The sequence below is a fragment of the Acinetobacter sp. YH12097 genome, from assembly GCF_013419225.1.
Taxonomy (GTDB): Bacteria; Pseudomonadota; Gammaproteobacteria; order Pseudomonadales; family Moraxellaceae; genus Acinetobacter; species Acinetobacter amyesii.
In genome coordinates this window covers 1-20,120 of the sequence record NZ_VPAN01000039.1, presented here as the reverse complement: position 1 = coordinate 20,120, position 20,120 = coordinate 1, and the positions used below count along the sequence as shown (strand labels likewise).

The window sequence follows — 20,120 nt, the reverse complement described above, 5'->3', positions numbered from 1 at the left end:
TTTAATATTATTTTTAAAAAATACTTGCAAATAGTGTAATGAGTTGATCAAATATGAATTCAGTCCACGGATTAAGGACAAGGTAACTTAATATGATTAAACCTCAAGACATTCTAGTTCTCGTAAAACTGATCTCTATTGAGAATCAGCACCAGATATTCAAAGAATACTATTCAGAAGCACAACTTGAGTGGGATAAATTAGAAGATGAGCAGTTAGATATCTTTTTAAAATTAAGTGCTTTTTATGATTCTTTATCAATCAGAGGGTTGGCTGAAGCAGTAGTTATTAGTAAAAGTGAGGTTGCAGAATCTTTAAAGCGTTTAATCAAGATAGGGCTATTGATCGTAACCTCTAATTCACCATTTAAGCGATTAGAGCTAGTAGAAATGCAATGGAAAACCAATAGAAGAGCTCTCTTAGACCTAATTATTTACAGTTTTCAATACTTTTTCCATACAGAAGTTGGTGCTATTGATATTGGTATTCCTACTGTTTTCAATAATAAAAAACTTTCAGATCATTTATCGTATTCTTCTTCATTACCTTATATTTGGCCCGCTCAAAGCTATCAATCAATTTCAGGATTAGCAGTTGAACCATTATATAAATCTGTACCATATGCAGCGTTAGATGATAATTTCCTGTATGAAGTTTTTGCTCTTATTGATGTGTTTAGAATAGGTTCCCCAAGGGAAAAGAAAATAGCTGAAAAGTTATTACGTGAGTATCTACAATGAATAATGCTTTAACACAAATGAAGATGCTAGAGCAGGTTATAAGTGCTTTAAGCGAGGATCTTATCAAAGACCTAGTATTTATTGGAGGGTGCACTACTAGCCTGTTTTTAGATCCAGAAAATTTATCTTTATCAACTAGATACACTCAAGATGTTGATTTAATTGTAGATATAAAGACTACAACCCAATGGTATGAGTTAGATGAGAAAGTCAGAAAACTAGGGTTTAAAAATTATCAAAGTTCAGATCCATTTGAAAAGAACACGGACTTCACTTGTCGCTACCAACTAGGGGAAGATCTAATTGTAGACTTTATGCCCACTGATGAAAAAATTTTAGGCTTCTCTAATTCTTGGTATCTAGAAGCTTATAAGAAAAAAGTAGAGTATAAGCTAGGAAATAATTTAATTATCAATACCTTAATGCCTGAATATTTCTTAGCAACCAAGTTTGAAGCATTACATGGCCGTAAAGAAGATCCCTTATATAGCAAAGACTTAGAAGATATCATCACAATTTGCTTGGGACGATCCTCCTTAGTTGAAGAAGTCTATAATGCTCCAACAGAACTCAAAGATTACTTATCTGACCAATTTAAAAAACTCACTGAATTAACTGATTTTGAAATCATAATGGAAGATCAATGTAGATTTGGCTCAAGAGAAAGAGCTTTACAAGTAATTCAAGCGATCATAAAACAATGGCCAAAAGCATATTAATAAACTCCTTTTCCTTATGTCAGAATCTTAGCGCACCAGAAAAATTTGGAATCGATGCTGTAGGGAACCTTACTGATAATGAAAATCTATATTTTTGTTACGTAGTGGATGGTCATGGGGGATGTAAAAACAGCGACATACTAGTTAAAAATTTTCAGGCTTATGTGCTTTCTTTGAAGGACGTCTTTGCTCAATTAAATAATACTACACAAGATATACATGATTTTTTTGAACGTCTAACAGAGAATTTTTATATAGAACATCGGGGAAAATTGCGACCTGCAGCAATGAGTATTTTGATGGTTATTTTTAGTCAGACTCAAATTTATTCAGCACATTTGGGTGATTGCAGACTTGGGAAAATCAATAATGAGCAACAAATCAGTTGGATTACTTATCCTCATAATTTAGCGATGAGCTTAAATAATCAAACAGATCCCCAAAGTATCGAAATGATACTTAGGTCTTCTTCAAATGATAATATTGTCACCAAGTCATTTAATACAAAAAAGTTAAAACCCTTGAGCTTTAAGACCTTAGATATTGAAAAAAAATCCACATATATTCTAGCATCCGATGGATTTTGGAAGCTTTCAGAAAATGATATAAAAACAATAATTTATAGCAAAAATTTATCCGAAGTATCTTCATTATTTGATGATATTTCTCTATGGGTTATATCATTCATTTAACATAAAGTCTCATATACCCAATTCGGATGTTAAAATCAAATAAACCTAATTTTTATAAGCAGATACTCGCTATGAACCGTACCGGGTTTGTCGGAGAATTTTTATTTAAGTTAGGCCACCTGACCTAACGGGTTAATCTTATCATTGTACATTGCTTCAAACTCAAAAGGCGATACATTGTCAACGGCATTCTAAAATTGCCCCCTTTTACCTTACAAATGGCAAAGTAAAATTGACCCCTGAAATCAGAGAAAGAGCGGTTCAATTACTAATTGAATCTGAAAAAGATTATCCTTCTACTTGGGCAGCAATCACAGCTATTGCTCCTAAAATCGGTTGTACTCCTGAAACATTGCGTGTTTGGTATCAAAAATATTTAGATCAACAAAATCCTGTCAAAATACAACAGATATCTGATCAAGAAAAAATGAAGGGTAATCCCCCACTAAAATACTAGCTCTTTAAAAGAGGCAGTATTATGCTTTTACAACATGGTGTTTAACTTGAGAAACTGAATTTAAAACAATCTACTGTAACTCTTCCAGACAGATATGAAATTAATCCACCCCTAGCCCCTTAAACACAGCATCTACCGGATCTGCATAAAAGCTGGTCTGGAACTTGGTAAACAGTTCCACAGGAATCGTTGGGATATCTGCCGCACTACTCATTGGCAAAGCAACCTTCTTGGCACCAGCATCAAAAGCAACTTGCAGACATTCGGCAATACTTTCCACCGGTGTCACAGAACCACCCAAGCTCATATCACCCAGTACCACCATCTGACTTTGTACCGATCGTCCTAACAGGCCAGAAGCGAAAGCCACTAAACTTGGTAAGGCAAGATGGCTGAGCGGCCCGGTATTCTGTAATTCAACCACATGTAAGTGGAAGTCATGTTCCAGCACCTTACTGCCACCCGATATTCTGGATGCATTGGCCTTGAAGTAGTCAAATGCGATTTTGACCTGCTCCTTGGCACTGCTTGAATTCCATAAGCCTGATGTCGCCAATTTTCCAGAACCTTTGGTCACTTGAAGTTCTAAGCGGTATAACCCCGGCATGCCTTTATTACTCAGCCCGATGGTATACAGAAAACCTGGCTTGGCTGGACCTTCAGGAATCAGTCCGCCACCCCCCTGCTCTTTGACGGAAACAAAGTGCTCTTCTAGGGTGTCATTGTCGATATAGCTAAAATGCACATCATAGAATTCCATCCCTCCAATTTTCTTCAGCTGTTCTTTAACCCGACGGCGCACCTGCAGTGCATATTGAAGACATTGCCGTACATCTTCTTTATTAAACTGACCGTGTGGGTAGAGCAGCTTCATCAATCCAGAAACCGTCTTGCGAACGGCGATCACATCACGCTGATTCAGGTTATTTCCGAGTTTGAAGTACTTCTCAATGGAATCTGCAAAGCTACGCTTGCGCATTTCCCGGAAGAATTCAGCCAGATAATCAACAATCAGGCCATAACGGTTGGTGAAGAACTCCGGGCGCATCTTGGGAATTTCCCAGCCGGGGATGTAAGCATGAAAACGATCGAAGAATGCCGAATCAATCATGGCTTCAGGGAACGGCGCCAAGAGATGGCTTGTTTTAACCAGAGATTCCACACTTTGGTTAATATTACCCACAAAAACCATCGAAGCTGAGGCTTCCATCTGTTCACGACCACGGGCAAAAGATCCAGAGGCCATGTAGTCTTTCATGATCTGTACGCCATCTTTGTCCTTAAAGGAAATACCAGCGACTTCATCAAAGGCCACCACATCCCAGAGTCCAACCAGACCAATACGGCGGCTACTCATGTTATAGAACAGATTGGCGACAGTGGTTTGCCCACCTGAAACTAGAATACTATTCGGTGAACACTCTTTGTAAATATGGCTTTTCCCGGTACCGCGTGGTCCAAGTTCACAGACGTTATAGTTATTTTCAACGAACGGAACCATACGCGCTAATAGGTGCCATTGCACGTCCTCTTTTAACGAAGCCGGTTCCATGCCGATCGAACGGATTAAACTCTCGCGCCACTGATCAGTGCTTAATGCTGCTCTGCCACTGAAAAGTTCATCCATATTCATATTCGGCATTTGAATCGGCTTGAGTAAACTCACCCCAAATGGAGAATTGGTTTGTCCTTCTTCATAATAGTAACTGAGCGTAGCAATGACCCAGATACCACCAACAAGTAATTTTTCATACTCTTTGACGATGCCTGCCGAGATTTCGGCATCTTTGATGCCCAGATTACTAAATGATGCTTCGTATTTGTCTTTACGCTCATTCAGTTTTACAGTCACCCGATCAATGACCTTATAACTGCCCCGTTCACGGACCAGGGATTTCACCTTCTCGGCTTCATCCGGTCGGACGTAGTTCTCAGCCAGTACGGTCTTTACGTTACGTAGTCCCTGTTCAATGATCTCTGGATCATCCGAGGCACAGTACATCCCCAGCAGGTATTCGAGTACATAGACAGGGACATTTGCCCCTTCTTTGATCAGTTTAGTCAGATCCTTACGTACCACCCGCCCAGCAAAGTGTTCATTCAGCAGCTGATCCAGTTCTTTATCGTTAGCAGATTCCATGTAGGCTACGCTCTATCGTTAATTCGTTATCAGGAGAAGTCATCGGTAAATGCCAGATCAATGGTGACCTTATAGCGTTGCATTTCGATATTCAGGTCTTTGTCCTTCAGCACTAGGAAGTAATCCTTCTTACGGTCAAAATCAGTACCGGATAATGACAGTCTGACCTGTTTGACCCGATCGGCAACAGAGTCGGTACTGCTATCAAAAGTCAAGGTTTCTTCACTGGAAACTTTAAGATCCCCATCATAAATGGCAATGGATAAAGTCACTGGCATGACCAGCTCACTGACAGCTTCGGTTTGCATCAAATCAAACTTCTGGATGTTATTGACCATCTTCAGCGTGGATTTGGTAGAAATGACCTCAACTTTACGCTTGGTCCGCTGTCCAGCCTTTTCACCACGCAGCTGTTTTACTGTCAGTACAGGCACTACGATTTCCTGAGGCATGATTCCGCCATGTACGAAACGTGAGCCTCCCACAAAATGGAAACGGTTCGCCCCTTTTGGAATCCAGAAATCAGTCGCAGATAGTGTGCCTGCCGTAGCTTGGGTTGAGCCTTTCCATGCTTCCTTGCTCTCTGGTAAACCATGCCCAATCACATAGCGTTTTTTGCTTTTCAATGCATTGGTCGGTTTTTCAGTCAAGCTTGAACGATCCGCAGATTCCAGTTTACTTTGCTGGAACAAGAAGCCATGGTCGGCTGTGATCAACAGGGTAGAAATATTGAAATGCATCAAGATTTTGCGGCTAAGTTCGGTCAGTTCTTCAATGGCATGTTCCACCGCCATAAAGGTTTCTGATTCTGTAGAGGCACTGTCTCCCCGAGCATCAATCACGTTGTGATAAACGTAAATCAAATCATGGTCTTTAAGTGCTTCACGGCCTTCATCACGCGACCAACCTTTTACCGTTTCAGCGGTAACCGCCAATCCATTATAGGCAGCCAGAATTTTGGATCGTGCTGCAGTCCCTTTGCTGGACTGCCCATCTACTAAAACATCATCACCTGCGGCCTCTTTGTACTCCAAAGTCTGATGCGGCAACAACGAGGCCATGCCAAGTGTGGTGTAACTTGGGACAACGCCCAGCTGTGAAGACAATGTCGCTTCAGAATAACGCTTTTCATTGATACGATCACGCAGCTCTACCGCAGCTTCATAGCGAAAAGCATCACTGATGATCACCACAATACGGCGTTTCGTTGCAGAATTCAGCAAGGGTCTGACATGGGTATCATAGAAGTTTTGCTGATTTGGGATATCTGCCATTTTCCAGACATTCAGACGTTGCTCTGCTTCAATCCGCTCTCCCCAGTTGCGCGCCATGTGATCGATATACCAGTAGGAATAGCAATTTTCGACTTCTTCATCGAGTTTTTTCAGGATATCGACATGAGCGCGTTGAGAAGCAGCACTGTAGTGGCGATAAGCCATATCAAAGCGATACAACTCCTGCTCGTAGGCTTTATACAAAGCTTCACTCGAGTCGAAATAGAAACCGGCATCAAACTGCTGTCGCAGGCTAAACAGCTCAATGGCTGCCTGCAACGCTGTATAGACAGTACGATATTTACGGCGTGTTGCATCATCCTTATGTTTGGAAGCCCAATAGCCATCCAGACGGGTAGAAATAATCGTTCTGAAATGTTCCAGTTCAGCTTTGGTTGCTGCAGGGATCTGGCTGGCCAGATCGACAATGATCTTTTGTTCAATCACTTCAAAGGTCATGACATCGAGCAGCTGCTCCAGATCAAAGACCCCGACCTTCTCCTGGATCCGCAGTGCATTGGCCACGGTCTGAGAGAGTGTATCGAAGGTTGGGTAGTATTTAGAACTGTCTCTCCAGCGCGACAAAAAGGCTCTAGCCGTCGCACGGGAGCTGACGGATGACATCACCAGTTCTTGAGCCCATACGGGGATATCGCCCAAGCTTTCACAGAAACCTGTGCTCATCAAACGGATAAAGAACGTACCGAGCTTGAATGGTGCTTCCCCATTCAACTCTTCAACCGATGCTGGATAACCAATTTCCGCCTGTAATGCTGTGACTAAAGCTGGCACTAGTTGGAATTTTTCCAGTTCAGCAAAGGAGTCTGGATTTACTTCCAGAGCCAGGTTCTGCTGTACCATTTCATCTGCCAGTGCCAGAACGATATGCATAAGTTCGGCACTGTCAGCCTTGACCACAGCCGCAATCATGGCCATATCCAGATCCTGTGCATCTGCATCAGGCTGGATATAGCGTTTCAATGTACTCAGACGGGCTTTGGCTTTAAGGAATTCTTCACGTTTGGCCAGATGTTCTCTTAGACTCTGCTGCTGTAAACCCAGCTCATTGAAAATAATCGAGAAACGATCGGCATAGAAGCTGCGTGAATACAGCTTGATGTCCAGTAACCAGTCTTTTTCGGTCTCAGGCTCAGGACTAGGGAAATACAGCAAGTATTTACCCTGCTGATCCTCAAGTTCCAGTTTGAGCTTGATCTCCAGACTCGACTCTTCTGCCATATTCAGAATATGAACATCATTCAGTTTTAACGCCTTTACTTCTTCGCTAAAGGACTGTTCCGCATCGTACCAGAAGACAATCCGGTGCTGTTCAATATAAAAGGCTTGTTCCAGACCTTGTTGTAGTTGACTTAAATTCATGCAACGACCTCATCAAGGTCTAGTACCGGAGAAAAAGCATTCATCATTTCTCCCCCGTAATCGCTTTGACTTCAGCCAACAAGTCCCCAAACTTGCCATAGTTCACTTTCACCCCATCATCTAGATCCAGTGAAATACGCTGATCGGCATAATGGCGCAGTTTTTCCTCAAAACTACTGAGTTCAGCCTGTTGCTTATGCAGGTTTTGCAGCTCTTTTTCTTTTCGTTTGATTTCAGCAGCAGAATCACTGTTTTCTATTTCACTTTGCAAAGAATTGGCCATAGCGGACATTTTAGAAATCAGCGGCATGACGTATTCGGTACGCATACGTGCCAAGGTACTTTCGTTATAGCGGTGTAAATACACCAATGCTTGGAAAGCCCCCTGTTTACCACTGCTAAATAACCAGTAGATCGGCCGCTTTTTATAGGTCTGCATGTGATCTTTATAGAACTTGCTAGCGAGGTAACGGCGAATGGTATCTTCAGCTGTTTCACTGGCTTTTTTATCCAAGCTTTCTGCCAGCCACTGCATATTGGCATCTAGCGTATCTTTACCCCAAACGGCAGTTAGGAACTCTCGAATACGGTGCGTTGCATCATCTTCAAACCAGTGCATTTCGGTCAGTGGAATAATACCGTCTGCATCGGCTGGGAATCTTTGATACCGGCTGGCATCAAAGTCTTGATTGCCTGCATGGGCATAGATCAGACCTGGTTCGTCCAGGCTATAACGTCCCATCATACAGCCAAGCGCATAAGAGACTAAACGCTGGCTGTCTTTTTCACGGTCGGCACGGGTGAGCGTGATTTGCTCATCGGGTACATCTGGTGTCAGTTCGTCCTGTAAACCATAAGCATCAATAAACAGCTTATTGTTTTCTTCTTCTAGCCGTTTCATTTCAGCCACGGCGTCAGCATTTTGCTGTTGCCATGTGTTAAATGCTTGTTCTAAATTGGATTGTTGGGTACGAATAATAGGGTTTTCAGTAAAGTCCCATGAGGTTTCGTAAGAGTCCCAATCAATTTTAGAAATTTCATATAGCTTATTTTCAATTTTAGATAACCGACTATCATCAAATATTTTTTCTAAAACAGGAGTTATAGCTATTACTCCATTACTGTAATGTAATCCTTGCAGAGAAATATTAACTAAGGTCTGAAAAACTTTAGAGTTCATAAAACCGTGCAAAATAGATTTATGCTCTTGTTTCTTTAAAATGGCTGTTGGACCTGTTGTGTCAAATACAAAGCCTTGACCAACACTTCTAGCATTAAAATAACTTGAAGTTAAATCACACCAAGTCACTCCTCCTTTAAAATAATCATGCGCATTACGGATAACACTTTTCTCAAATTTTCTTAATTCAAAACCATCATTTTCCCAATTTATTACCCACTCATTATTCCCATACCATCGTCTAAAGCCCCCCCCTTTGCTATGAGGAAACCATTTTCGACCTGATTGAATTGCCTTAGTAGCGTCTGTAGCCTCAAAATAAATTTGATTTATATTTAATTCATTCCATAGTTTTAAATACAGATTATTATCTGCGGTAGCTAACCCTTGTCTTGCATCAGCATATTCTTTTAATGGTTTACCAAATGTGAATGCATCTACTATTTTATCACTCACCCAATAAGCCACAGGACTTCCAGGTATTTTCTTAAAATCATCTGGTTTAGCAGAAAAAAACCAACCACAATCAGGATTGTTAATCGCTTCTATAGTTTTCGGTGCTTGATTTTCATGTCCCTTAAATTCAGATAATTTAATATAACCACCAACAAAATTTGCTATGTGTGATTTTCCTACAATGAAAGCACATACAGGGACACACGCTGGTTCAAAGGCATTGTATTCAAGTTGAATGAGTGATTGTATTGTCGCATCTGTAATCAATTTGCTACGCATTTGCTCATAGGACGAAATAAACATCCATACGTAAGGTGTTACAAACGCTGTTTCACCTGATGCTTTAGAAAGTTCTTGGCATCGCTCTATAAACATTGCGAACATATCTGACTTGCTGTCAGGGAATGTCTTTTTCGCAAAATCTTTAAGTGCTGTATTCATGCCTTTACCGCCCATATACGGCGGGTTTGCAATTACTGCATCATATTGTTTAGCAAGTAATATAGCTTGTTGTACTAAAGGCAATAACTCTTGTGCTGACTGTTGTGCAAAAATATCCCCTGACTCTAAAGCTGTATTCAGCTTGGTTTCTAAATCAGGCAGCTTTTTAGCAAATGCTTGAGGAATTTGAATCAAAGAACCAAAGTTCGAAGCATGTTCAAATAGGTCCAACAGTTCTTTTAAATCTGCCTGTGCAATATTGGCACTAGCTAAATCTTGGCTAAATGCTTCTAAACGTTCAGGTTGACTGTCTTGTAGCGCAATAATATTCAGCTTTGGTGGATTGCTAAATAAACGGCGGTCATCTTCACGCGCTTTCATCAACAGTGCAAAACTGGCGAGCTGTGCTGCACGGGTATCAATATCAATCCCGTACAGGTTGTTTTCCAGAATCAAACGTGGAATATCACGACTGCGGTAACCACGTTCCAAATAAATCGCTTTTAAGCAATCGTAGGCTTCCACCAGAATATGCCCCGAACCACAGGCCGGATCGAGCACGGTAATGCTTTCAGGGTTTAAAGTATCGCCATCTTCACTAATGCGTACATCAATCAGCTGTTTCAGCTGGGCATTGACTTCATCACTTTGCTCAGCCGGCTGAATATAGTATTCCCACTCACTGGCCAGCGTACTATCAGGCTGTGCCATCATCCATAGACGACCAACACTGTTTTGCACCAGATATTTCACAATCCAGTTTGGGGTGAATAACTGTGTCGCGGCAGGAATGTCCTCACTCTTGACGACTTTACCAATCACCTGATCTTTCTTTTCAGAAATATAGAACTGATACAGCCAACCAATAATCTGCACATCCGACCAGTCTTCTTCTGGAATGCTGCTGACCAGATCACGAATCAAAGAATCGGTTTTGGTCAAATTGTCAGGTAATAGTAGTTCAGATTCATCAGACACCTGTTCGAACAGGAGTGGCATGACCTGATTCAACGCATGACACTGCGCTAGTAACAATTCACGATAGAGTTCTTCGTCTTTATTGCCATCCAGCTTGAGTTCAGCCACACGGCTGGCATCTAAATTCGGTAGCTCAATGTCCAGACATTCTTCCAGAATCTGTGGCAAGCCTGCACTACCATCGGCACTGCTGAGCACACGGCGACCATGATCCAGTAAGCCTTTGCATTCCATGTAACGAATGGCACAGAGACGGTTAAACCAACTGTAAGCGATATAATCAATCGTCTGCTCAAAACTGCTGGTTTGAATGCGCTTGATCAGCTTGTCACGTGGTTTCATGACGGATAGCGGAAAAACCTGATCGCCAATCAGCAGCAAGTCGCCTTTCTGTTCTGCCGGTAAAATGCGGTCTGCGGTGATGCCATACTTGGCGGCCTGCTTGCGCATCGCTGCGATAAAATCGTTACGTGCTTGCGGTGCGTATTTTTTAATATGACTGGTATTCATCTTTAAACCTTTAATTAATGGCTGATGCCGATATCCCTAACCCAAGTTAGCGGATACGCACACGCTTTTTATCACTCACAATTTTTTTCAATTCAGCTTTGAGTGCGTCTACAAACTGATCCACTGATTCTTCTGTTTCCAGATAGACACTGCTGGAGGTTTTGCTGTAAATGCTGGCGACATCGACTTCTACCACCGGTTTCGGTGGCACTACGGCTGTCACAGGCTGTACCGGACTCGCAGCAGGTGTTGATGTAACTGGGCTAGCGGTGGTTGCAGTGTTGGTTACACTCTCTGCTTTGCTCTGAGCCAGTTGTGCCGCTTTGGCCTGACGCTGGATTTCCGTCTGAACTTCGCTTTCCAGCTCATACAAGGCTTCATCAAAACGCTCCACGGCGGTTTGGGTTTGCAGCATATAGATGGTGGATAGGCTAGTTTCCACTTCAATATCCGCTTTGAGCAATTGCAGCGGACGTAGTAGCTTGTTACTCAGCTCAGCGGTAGCGATGCCACTGTTTTTAATCTCGGCTTCCAGCTGCTTGATTTTGTCATCAATGTGTTCTATCGCCTGATTGCGCTTCTCAGTCAACAATTGCTCATTGACGCTTTCCACTGTACGAACTAAATCAGCGACTTTATTTAACAGGCCATAGGGTGATTCAAGGGTGGCAATACGATGTAATTCGGAGAGGGCTTTTTTTGCCACCTCATCACTGCCCAGCGCCTGTTTGTTTTTCTCAAAATGACGTAGAGCCTGTTGCAGTTGTTGCCAGCTTGGCATCTGGTTGCTGAAGAATTCATGAATGTCACGATAGTCTTCTTCCAGATCCAAATAGTCATTCTTGTTCTCAACCACCGCTTTAAAGAAATCGAAGCTGTCGCTATTCGCCAGCAGACGTTCCAAAGTCAGAATCGACTTTTCAATCACTTTTTTGCCCGGGAACTGTCCGACATCAGTTTTACTCTTATAGGACTTAAAGTTGGCTAACCAGTTTTTAAAATGTTGGGTATAGAATTCAAACAGCTCTTTCTCAGTCGCTGGCCCCATCGCCGAGAACAGCCCTTGAGTCAGTTGGCGTGCCTGTTTCAATACCTGATCATCAGTCTGGCGCTTTTTAATGATCGATACATCACGGCGACGGCGGCTGTTTTGTAAAGGCTCAAAGGCATCTTTTAACTGTAAGCTGCCGCCATTTAATTGCAATGAAATCCGCCCCATTGCCGCCAACTGCCCCACCAGCAGTAAAATCTCGGCATCTGGCCAGCCATAAGGGCGTTTGACAAAACGATCTATCACATCTGAGACTAGAATACGCTCTGTACCAGTGGCGCGTAGTGCAATGTACTGCTCCACTTCCTGTAGGGCTTTGGGATTGCTCTGACCGCCATCCAGAGACAATCCGAGCTGCGCCATATCATCGACAGTCAAGACGGCGTTCAGTTCACGCCAGGCATCCTGCTGATAGACTTGCAGATAGCTCAGTTTGGTATAGGTGTTTTCCAGCAAATAACGACAAGCCTCATCCAGCTTGGTGGTTGGACTTGAAGATGAAAGTTGTAGATGTTGACCCAAGGCATAACTTTCCGCGTCCAGCAACATTTCTTCGACCCGGGCACGCAGGCGTTTTTTACGCTCCTGGTTCTCTCGGCCACGGTCTGCCAGGATACGGGTGATATCGGACTGAGTGCCATCATCATTTAACCGAATAAATTTATTGGTTTTCAGCCAGGTGCGCAGTTCATTAAAGAACTGTTTATCGTCTGCCAGTTTAAACAATATCTGCCCTTCGGCCTCGGCGCTTTTACCAATACAGAAAGCTTCTGTGTAGAGGTTATATTCCGTATCCAGTGGAGAAATGATTTCAACTTTCAAATCGCTCTCATACTTGCCATCCAGGCTATGACCATCCAGAAAACGACCAATCTGATAGTCCATCTTGTTGGCTTGATGGCGGTATTTGTTCTGATCCCTCAGTAAATCTTTAAAGATTAGATTAGCTAACTCTTTATTTTCTTCTGAAGCCGCTAAGTCTGTGGCTTTAATTTTACGGGTGATATCGCGTTCTTCATTGGTCAGGAACAGGAACTCATCACCATTCCTAGTAATCAGGCTCTCTTTTTCCAGACGCAGTAGGCTTTCTTCAATCCGCTTGCGTAATGCCAGCTTATCTTCATCAATTTTCTCAATCGACAAAGTCACCAGGTTATCCAAGGTACCTTTGATGATATCGACATAGCGGATCATGAACAGGGTACGCAGCATCTGCACATCAAAACCATCCAGGGTTTTATTTTGCCCTGCCTGGTCGATGGTACGCTTCACTGCTGTATCCAGAAATCCTTCCACTGAAGTATAGAAGCGGTGGAAAGGAACCAGGGCACCGACTTCATCTGTAGCAATCGCATTGGCAGCCATCTGGAACGCATCCAACATGGACCGTTCACCATAGGCCAGGTGTGCACCGGTCGCACCGACCTTACGGATTTCTTCAAAAACTTTCTGCACCAGCTGGAAATGGTACGGCGCAAAAGGATAGTTATGGATAAAGCTGTCTGGACCCTCATAGTTCTTGAGTGTTGGGCCTGAACGGTCAAAGGTAATCTGGTTTTTTAAAATATCGCCCTTTTGCTCAAACACCGATCTGAGCAATGCTTCAGCTTCTGGAGTTTTACGTAATAAACGTTTTTGAATAACTTCATCGGTATTGGAACTGGACAGCGATAAACGGGTTTTAAAACGTCCAGCAATCTTGGAGAAATCATTGGCTTTGGAAGAAGACATCTCACCTAAAACAGCATCGATGTCTGCCTGTGAGGTCACGATAATCCAAGCGCGGCCTTTACAGATCGTACCCAGGTTTTCAGTAATGGTTTGCAGTGTCAGCATCAAGCGAGTATCGCTGCCAATAAACTGCCCCACTTCATCGACCAAGAACAACATGCGTTGCTGGGGTCCTTTACTGTCCAGGTATTCTTTCACCCACTGACAGAAGTTTTCCACCGAAACACTAAAGGTCTGCTCAGAATCCTCAAACCACTTGTGTGCAGCTTCAGCGGATAGGTTGAGGGCTTGGGAAATCGCGGTTTCAACATCATCCTGATAGAACTGATAGCCGTCACGCTCCTCTAGCCAGGACATGCCGCTAGATTCCTCAAACGCCTGTTTAAAGCGTTCGTAGACACCTTTCTGGCTCAGGTGACGTTCCATATGGGCAATATGTGGATGGTCAGCACTAAAACCCTGATACTCGTTAAACACACGTAAAAACACATTCAGGATTGGATTGCCATCATCATTGGAGCTGGCTTTACTGTCGATGTTAAACAGGATGACATCGGCATGATGGCTGACGGCCTTACCAATATCGGCACGGATAAACGCATCACGAATTTTGCTTTCATCAAAGAATTCTGCGGCGCTACGCTCGTTACCTTGCGCATCACGTACCACTTTATTGGCCAGAATATACGACAAGGTTTTCAGGAAATGTGATTTACCTGAACCAAAGAAGCCTGAAATCCATACGCCGACACGGTTGGCAATCGAAGGATCGCTCAGGTCTGTGCCATAAGACTGGAAAAAGTCCCGAAAATGCTTTTCCAGTTCATTGGTGACCACATACTCATCGAGTTCCTGATAAACCGTAGTATTGTCATTCTGGTCTGCTTTTACGACCCCGTTAATCGCACGATCTAATGGCTTATAAAAAAGTTCTTTAATGTTCATCTCAATCAATTCCCCCGAATTCTTATTTCTATTTGCCGTGTTAAGGCACTAATCTGAATGCTCTGTAGTAATTATTGCTTGGAATTTTTCCAAATAAACTCATCGCTTGACCGTCGTAATAACCTGGGTAAAACAGCACCACTGGCTTATGCCCCAGTAACGAATGCAAACTGTTTAATAAGTGATGGGCACGTAACAGTGGCCAAACCGACCCTACCCCAGTCATCAACACAATATCTTGCGCATTGGTGGCATATTTACTCACCAGATAGGGCGCGAACTTATCCATATGCAGTGGGCCTTTCAGCGCTTTGAGCAGCGCCTCATCGCCTTTGGCTTTTTGCATTTGAATGGCTTTATCGATGAAGTTACGTTCAGCCAGATAATCCACCACGGCTTGCAGCAGGTTGATATTCACCACCTTCAGCTGACTGTGTTTTTTCTCCAGCATCCCGTCTAGAAAATGCAGATATTCGCGCACTTTCAACTCATCTTCAGGTGCATAATCAAAAATCCAGAAGCCAATTTCATTGCCCAACCCTTGACCGGTGAGAAACTCGGTTGAAAGTATTCGCTCTGGAATCTGGTTCAGACGCTCATGTATTGTTTGACTCATTGCTGCCCCTCTACAACTACCGCGTCCATAGCGACACTTCCATAGATCTTTTAATGCGTTGTTTATAATGTTCTTCCAACAGGCTACGCAGCTCTGCTCTGACGATCACGCGCTGTAACTCCAGCTTACTGGTACTTTTTAAGTAACCGGCTTCTGCCAGCATGCGAAACACCACCTGCCCCATTTTTTTCTTGCTGGACTCTTTCCATTCGCAGATATCCGGATCGCGTTGTGAGCGCTCATCCAGAAAGTCTGACCAGATATAACTGTCCAAGTATTGCGCCTGGGAGATATAGGCATCCCTCATCACCGTTTCCATAAACTCAAGCAGCAACAGGTTGCGTTCCAGTGCCCCACAAAAAGCCACCTGGGTCGCCAGCTCATCATCCCCATCACGCAAAGCTTTCCAGAAATCAGGCTCTAAGCGCTCCAGACGCTTACGAATAGCGGTGGCATTGCGTTGAGCTGAAGCAGGCGTTCTTTTTTGCAGAATATTGTCAATCTGAATTGCCTGATGCCATTGTTCTGGAGTCGCTTCTCGTAATAACAGATCCGCGATAAGCCGACTTTCACGCACCATCAGGGAGCCACCAATCAGGTCACTGTCATAATGAAATTGCTCTAACATGGCCAATCTCCTTATGACGCCTGATCAAACAGGTAAGACGACAGCTTTTCGATATCTGAACCTTTTAACACTAAGGGATATTTCAAGGCATCTTCCGCCTCAGCCAGCGTGATTGCGGCCTGATATCGCTGTAAGGTATAGTGAGCCAGGGCTTTTTTCACCGGAATCTGTAATCTGCCATCGGGCATGCCGAAGTCTTTTTCGACCAGCGCTTGTTGTGATGAGTTCAATTTTGGATTAGGGATCAGCGTCAGTACAATTTCTTCATGCCATTGCTGATCCTGAGCAGGGTCTACTGACTCAATCGCCACCACAACAGGTGTGCGATCAATTCTGGAGAGTAAAAAGTCCTTAAACTGCTTGCTCTGATGGCAATAGGCACGGACATGCCAGCGAAAACCGGTATACACCAGGGTGTGTGGGGAAATGATGCGTTCATGCCACTGCGGATTCTGCATCGAGGCATAAATCATTTTTAAAGTACTTTGGTTGCGGCAGGCACGCAAAACTTCCCGAATCACTTCAGGACGTACACTGCGATCAGGTAATTGAACTGCTGCAAGATTCGGTTCTGGCATCGCAATCAGGGCATGCGATTCACTGACCAAGCCCGAGAGCATATTGAGATATTCATTGATATGCGCTGTAGTCAGTACAGGCTGGAAGCTGGCTTTAGGCACATAGCCTTTTACGGAGGGGTCATGAATCAAGGCATCGGGGTTATACAGCGTATTGTAACGCTTGATATCCGCAGAAGCCTGCTGTCGACTCAGCCCAAACCAGCTCATCAAACGATTGGTAACCAAACGACCTTCCCAGTATGCAAGGAGTTCAATGGCTCTCATTCTGAGAAGGACTTCATGCTTATCTGTCGTCATATACCAATCAGTCAATAAATAGCAGTTTTAAGATTACCCTACAGCAAATATACAGTAAACATTTTTGACGGTATTTAAAGGTAGTATTGCAATCACCAGATAAAAAATATACTAGTATCCTGATGATAGCCGTCAAAGTACGATCTCTAGCAGATCATGGATCCTGGTATAGCGCGTGAATTGAGCTAAGTTTTAGAATGAGAGCAATATGGGTTTTAGATTTCGTAAAAGTATTAAATTATTCCCGGGTTTTAAAATTAATCTGACCCATAAAGGCATCAGCAGTGCCAGCATTGGCAAACCTGGTGCTTCTCTAAATATTGGAAAAAAAGGTACGCGAACCAGTGTCGGTATTCCAGGTACGGGACTATCTTACTCTAAACACCAGCCTTACTCTAAAAAGACCCGTGTTCCACAACCGACATCGCTAGAACACACGGAATATAATCCTCAGAATTTAGAACAACCGAAGACAAAGATCTGGCCTTGGATTATTTTTGGAATATTGTGTTTTATGGTGGGTGCCGTCATTTTTTAGCAAGAACAGCACTGTATTTTGATCAAAAAAAATGCCCAGATGGATGAATGGGCAAACTAAGGAATTAATTTCCTTCAGAAACTCCAGCGCAATTCTCGCTACTTTCAGTAAGCGACTCTGGCTCAATCATGATAGTCTGACTCAATCGAATCGAGGTAAATCGATCCATCACAATTGGAGCAGAAATTATGCTTGAATACATTCTTGAATGATGCTGAAAAGTCTTTGAGTTTTAATTAATAAATAAGAGTATCCATGTCTACCCTCAACTTTACTTATTTTCAGATAGCAACCAATCGAGAGCACTCATTTTTACAATACCATTATAATTCGCTTCAGTCCCTATCGTGTCTAAGGTAAGCAAATACTTGGGATACGAATCAGAAATTTTCTGTAATGGACGTAACTCTCGGCTGAGTGTCTCCTCATTGAGCGTTTCTAATGCCACCTGATAATAAGTTAAATTCTGTAAAGTATCGACAGCAACAAAATCAATTTCATATTCATCAACCCGCCCTACATAGACCGTATAACCTCGTCTGACAAGCTCAAGATAAATCACATTTTCTAAGATATGACCTTGATCAGCATTAGCATCAGGCAACATAATCCGGCGCAATCCGACATCAACTAAATAGTATTTTTCAGAGGATTGTAATAACTCACGCCCGCGTACTTTAAATTGTGCGGCACTATAAAATAACAAACTGTCCTGTAAGCCCTGAATATAGCGTTTTACTGTTTCAAATGAAATCTTAACCCCACTTGAAACAAAGGTATTTTTAATTTTATTGATGGAAATGGGTGAGCCTGTCACGCTTGCTAAATATCTTGCGACACGCTCGAGAGAGTTAATATCGGCCGTATTCAAACGGGGAATAACATCTTTAAACATTACACTGGCATAGACCGCTTGCAAGTAATCATAAGTTTCCTGCTGGCTAGTCATGGCAAGCGTATAAGGGAAACTACTGCGCGTATACATGGCATACAAATCACGATTGGATAATTGTTGGATGATCGGATTATTTTCAATATGCCACTGTTTAAATTCTTGGAATGACAGAGGTAGAACGTGTTGCTCGATATAGCGTCCTGTAAGTAAAGTCGCAAGTTCTCCACTTAGAAAGAATGCATTTGAGCCTGTAATATATAAATCGATATAATCCCGAACATATAAGGAGTCGACTACTTTCTCAAAATTGGTAACATGTTGTATTTCATCTAAAAAAACATAGTTTTTTTTGCTTTTATCAACTTTAGACAGTACATAATCATGTAGTTTACGGTAATCTGTGAGTTCTTCAAATTCCATAAATTCGAAATTGATAGCAATGATGTTTTCGGCTTGTACACCCTGTGCTTTTAGGTCTTGTTGAAACATCGCTAACAAGGTGGATTTTCCAGAGCGACGTACACCCGAAAGCACTTTAATGACATCACGGTCTTGCCATGTATTCAGAAATTTTAAGTAGCCATCACGTCGAATATTAGCGCTTCTCATTATTTACACTTAGAATCTAAAGTTTTAATAAATTCTATCAAATTTTAGAATGTATATGTAAATATATTTAGTTTTAAGAAAAGTTTAAAGGTTAAGTGAAACATTCAAAGCTGCTGTAGAAGCATGTAAACATGCAGATCTGATCAAAATCCAAATTCTGTCTTTTTGATTATTTTCCATGTCATGTTATGTCATTTATGCTACGAGTTAACTGCTATATAAATTAAGTGAAAAGTAAATGGAACTAAGTTGTTAACTAGAGTGGAACTCATTTTTGTTGTGCTGATGGTCTCAGCCTTAATCCTAATTGCTTATGAAATGCTAAAAGGTTTATTTTAGAGCATCTATACAATTTTTGATCAAAAAAAGCCCACAGAGGGAATCTATGGGCGAAACTAAGGACCTTGACGGTCATTCAGAAACTACAGCTAGTTTCTGGTTGTGATTCTGGACTGAATTAAAAATAACCATATTGGCTGAATGTATCAAAAGTTAAATCATGTGATTAATCATTGATACTTCTGCAAAAATGAGCTCATCGCTCTGTTGATTAATACAGTAATTCACCAAACAAATCCGCTCTAATCTCTTCCAGGCTCAGATCTGATTTCATCCTATTACAGATGGGATGAACCAGCAGACCATTCTCTAGAACACCTTGCCCACCTACGGCTTTGGCAATCCGATGATCCGATTCAGTAGAATCAAGATAGATCAATCCATCACAAATGAGGCAAAAGTTATGATTACCCACCAGAAAATTGTGCTTAAGCAGACTCTTGGTTAATGCCGAAAAGGCCTTGGGCTTTGACCGAGAAATTGGACTAATCGACTCCACATATCCCACTCTATTGTAAACAAGACATTTTTATCTTTTATATTCAATGGCTTATTTTCCTGCTAATTGGTAATACCATGAAAAATACCATGCTCAGAAAAGGCTTAACAATATTTTGAAAAATTGCCTACTGAGCGCTGCCGCACAGCTCCATAGGCCGCTTTCCTGGCTTTGCTTCCAGATGTATGCTATTCTGCTCCTGCAGCTAATGGATCACCGCAAACAGGTTACTCGCCTGGGGATTCCCTTTCGACCCGAGCATCCGTATGAGACTCATGCTCGATTATTATTATTATACTCTGTACACGACAAATTTCACAGAACCCTTATCCTATCAGGATTCTGCTTTCTTAAAATTGCCAAAATTTCCTTAAACTCTTCTTTTTTCCCAAAACCAATTAAACGCTGAATCGCCATTTGAACA

12 protein-coding genes and 2 pseudogenes are annotated in these 20,120 nt (G+C 42.3%); 5 read left to right on the top strand and 9 right to left on the bottom strand.

Translation table 11 applies throughout. The annotated features are described in order from the left end of the window. Positions 1-92 precede the first annotated feature (92 nt). The 4 genes and pseudogenes from FTU37_RS13705 to FTU37_RS13690 form a co-directional block, all read left to right on the top strand. Complete coding sequence (locus FTU37_RS13705) at positions 93-740, top strand: hypothetical protein (RefSeq protein WP_004827010.1); 648 nt, start codon at positions 93-95, stop codon at positions 738-740. Further along, on the top strand, positions 737-1,459 hold the full coding sequence (locus FTU37_RS13700; RefSeq protein WP_159153672.1) for a hypothetical protein: 723 nt from the start codon (positions 737-739) through the stop codon (positions 1,457-1,459). The genes FTU37_RS13705 and FTU37_RS13700 overlap by 4 nt, the downstream gene beginning before the upstream one ends. Further along, positions 1,441-2,151, top strand: coding sequence for a serine/threonine protein phosphatase (locus tag FTU37_RS13695; protein WP_004827016.1), 711 nt, complete (start codon positions 1,441-1,443; stop codon positions 2,149-2,151). The genes FTU37_RS13700 and FTU37_RS13695 overlap by 19 nt, the downstream gene beginning before the upstream one ends. A gap of 196 nt (positions 2,152-2,347) precedes the next feature. Then, positions 2,348-2,584 (top strand): annotated as a pseudogene (locus FTU37_RS13690) (hypothetical protein); the annotation flags it as partial. A 124-nt stretch (positions 2,585-2,708) separates the two neighbouring features. Here the strand turns inward: FTU37_RS13690 and brxL are convergent. The 7 genes from brxL to FTU37_RS13655 are packed head-to-tail and all read right to left on the bottom strand — an operon-like array spanning position 2,709 to position 16,816. Continuing rightward, a complete protein-coding gene (gene brxL, locus FTU37_RS13685; protein ID WP_159153674.1) occupies positions 2,709-4,748 on the bottom strand; it encodes a protease Lon-related BREX system protein BrxL in 2,040 nt (679 codons plus the stop codon). Positions 4,749-4,777: 29 nt separating this feature from the next. Next, positions 4,778-7,402 carry a BREX-1 system phosphatase PglZ type A gene (pglZ, locus tag FTU37_RS13680; RefSeq protein WP_180111402.1) on the bottom strand — a complete coding sequence of 875 codons (2,625 nt, stop codon included), beginning with the start codon at positions 7,400-7,402 and terminating at the stop codon, positions 4,778-4,780. Between the two features lie 43 nt (positions 7,403-7,445). Beyond that, complete coding sequence (gene pglX / locus FTU37_RS13675; RefSeq protein ID WP_159153676.1) at positions 7,446-10,967, bottom strand: BREX-1 system adenine-specific DNA-methyltransferase PglX; 3,522 nt, start codon at positions 10,965-10,967, stop codon at positions 7,446-7,448. A 46-nt stretch (positions 10,968-11,013) separates the two neighbouring features. Then, complete coding sequence (brxC, locus tag FTU37_RS13670) at positions 11,014-14,694, bottom strand: BREX system P-loop protein BrxC (RefSeq protein ID WP_159153679.1); 3,681 nt, start codon at positions 14,692-14,694, stop codon at positions 11,014-11,016. 40 nt (positions 14,695-14,734) lie between these two features. Continuing rightward, the gene (locus tag FTU37_RS13665) at positions 14,735-15,310 is read right to left on the bottom strand and encodes a DUF1788 domain-containing protein (RefSeq protein WP_002010699.1); all 576 of its coding nucleotides are present in this window, start codon (positions 15,308-15,310) and stop codon (positions 14,735-14,737) included. A 16-nt stretch (positions 15,311-15,326) separates the two neighbouring features. Further along, positions 15,327-15,938, bottom strand: coding sequence for a DUF1819 family protein (locus FTU37_RS13660; RefSeq protein WP_159153677.1), 612 nt, complete (start codon positions 15,936-15,938; stop codon positions 15,327-15,329). A gap of 11 nt (positions 15,939-15,949) precedes the next feature. Next, on the bottom strand, positions 15,950-16,816 hold the full coding sequence (locus FTU37_RS13655; protein WP_159153678.1) for a WYL domain-containing protein: 867 nt from the start codon (positions 16,814-16,816) through the stop codon (positions 15,950-15,952). Between the two features lie 208 nt (positions 16,817-17,024). Between FTU37_RS13655 and FTU37_RS13650 the strand changes: the two genes are divergently transcribed. Then, on the top strand, positions 17,025-17,354 hold the full coding sequence (locus tag FTU37_RS13650; protein WP_000506885.1) for a DUF4236 domain-containing protein: 330 nt from the start codon (positions 17,025-17,027) through the stop codon (positions 17,352-17,354). Between the two features lie 271 nt (positions 17,355-17,625). Here FTU37_RS13650 and FTU37_RS13645 read toward each other — a convergent pair whose 3' ends face one another. Together FTU37_RS13645 and FTU37_RS13640 are read right to left on the bottom strand one after the other, a co-directional pair. Then, a complete protein-coding gene (locus tag FTU37_RS13645) occupies positions 17,626-18,858 on the bottom strand; it encodes an ATP-binding protein (RefSeq protein ID WP_001255534.1) in 1,233 nt (410 codons plus the stop codon). A gap of 550 nt (positions 18,859-19,408) precedes the next feature. Then, a pseudogene (locus FTU37_RS13640) lies at positions 19,409-19,720 on the bottom strand (HNH endonuclease signature motif containing protein); the annotation flags it as partial. Positions 19,721-20,120 lie beyond the last annotated feature (400 nt).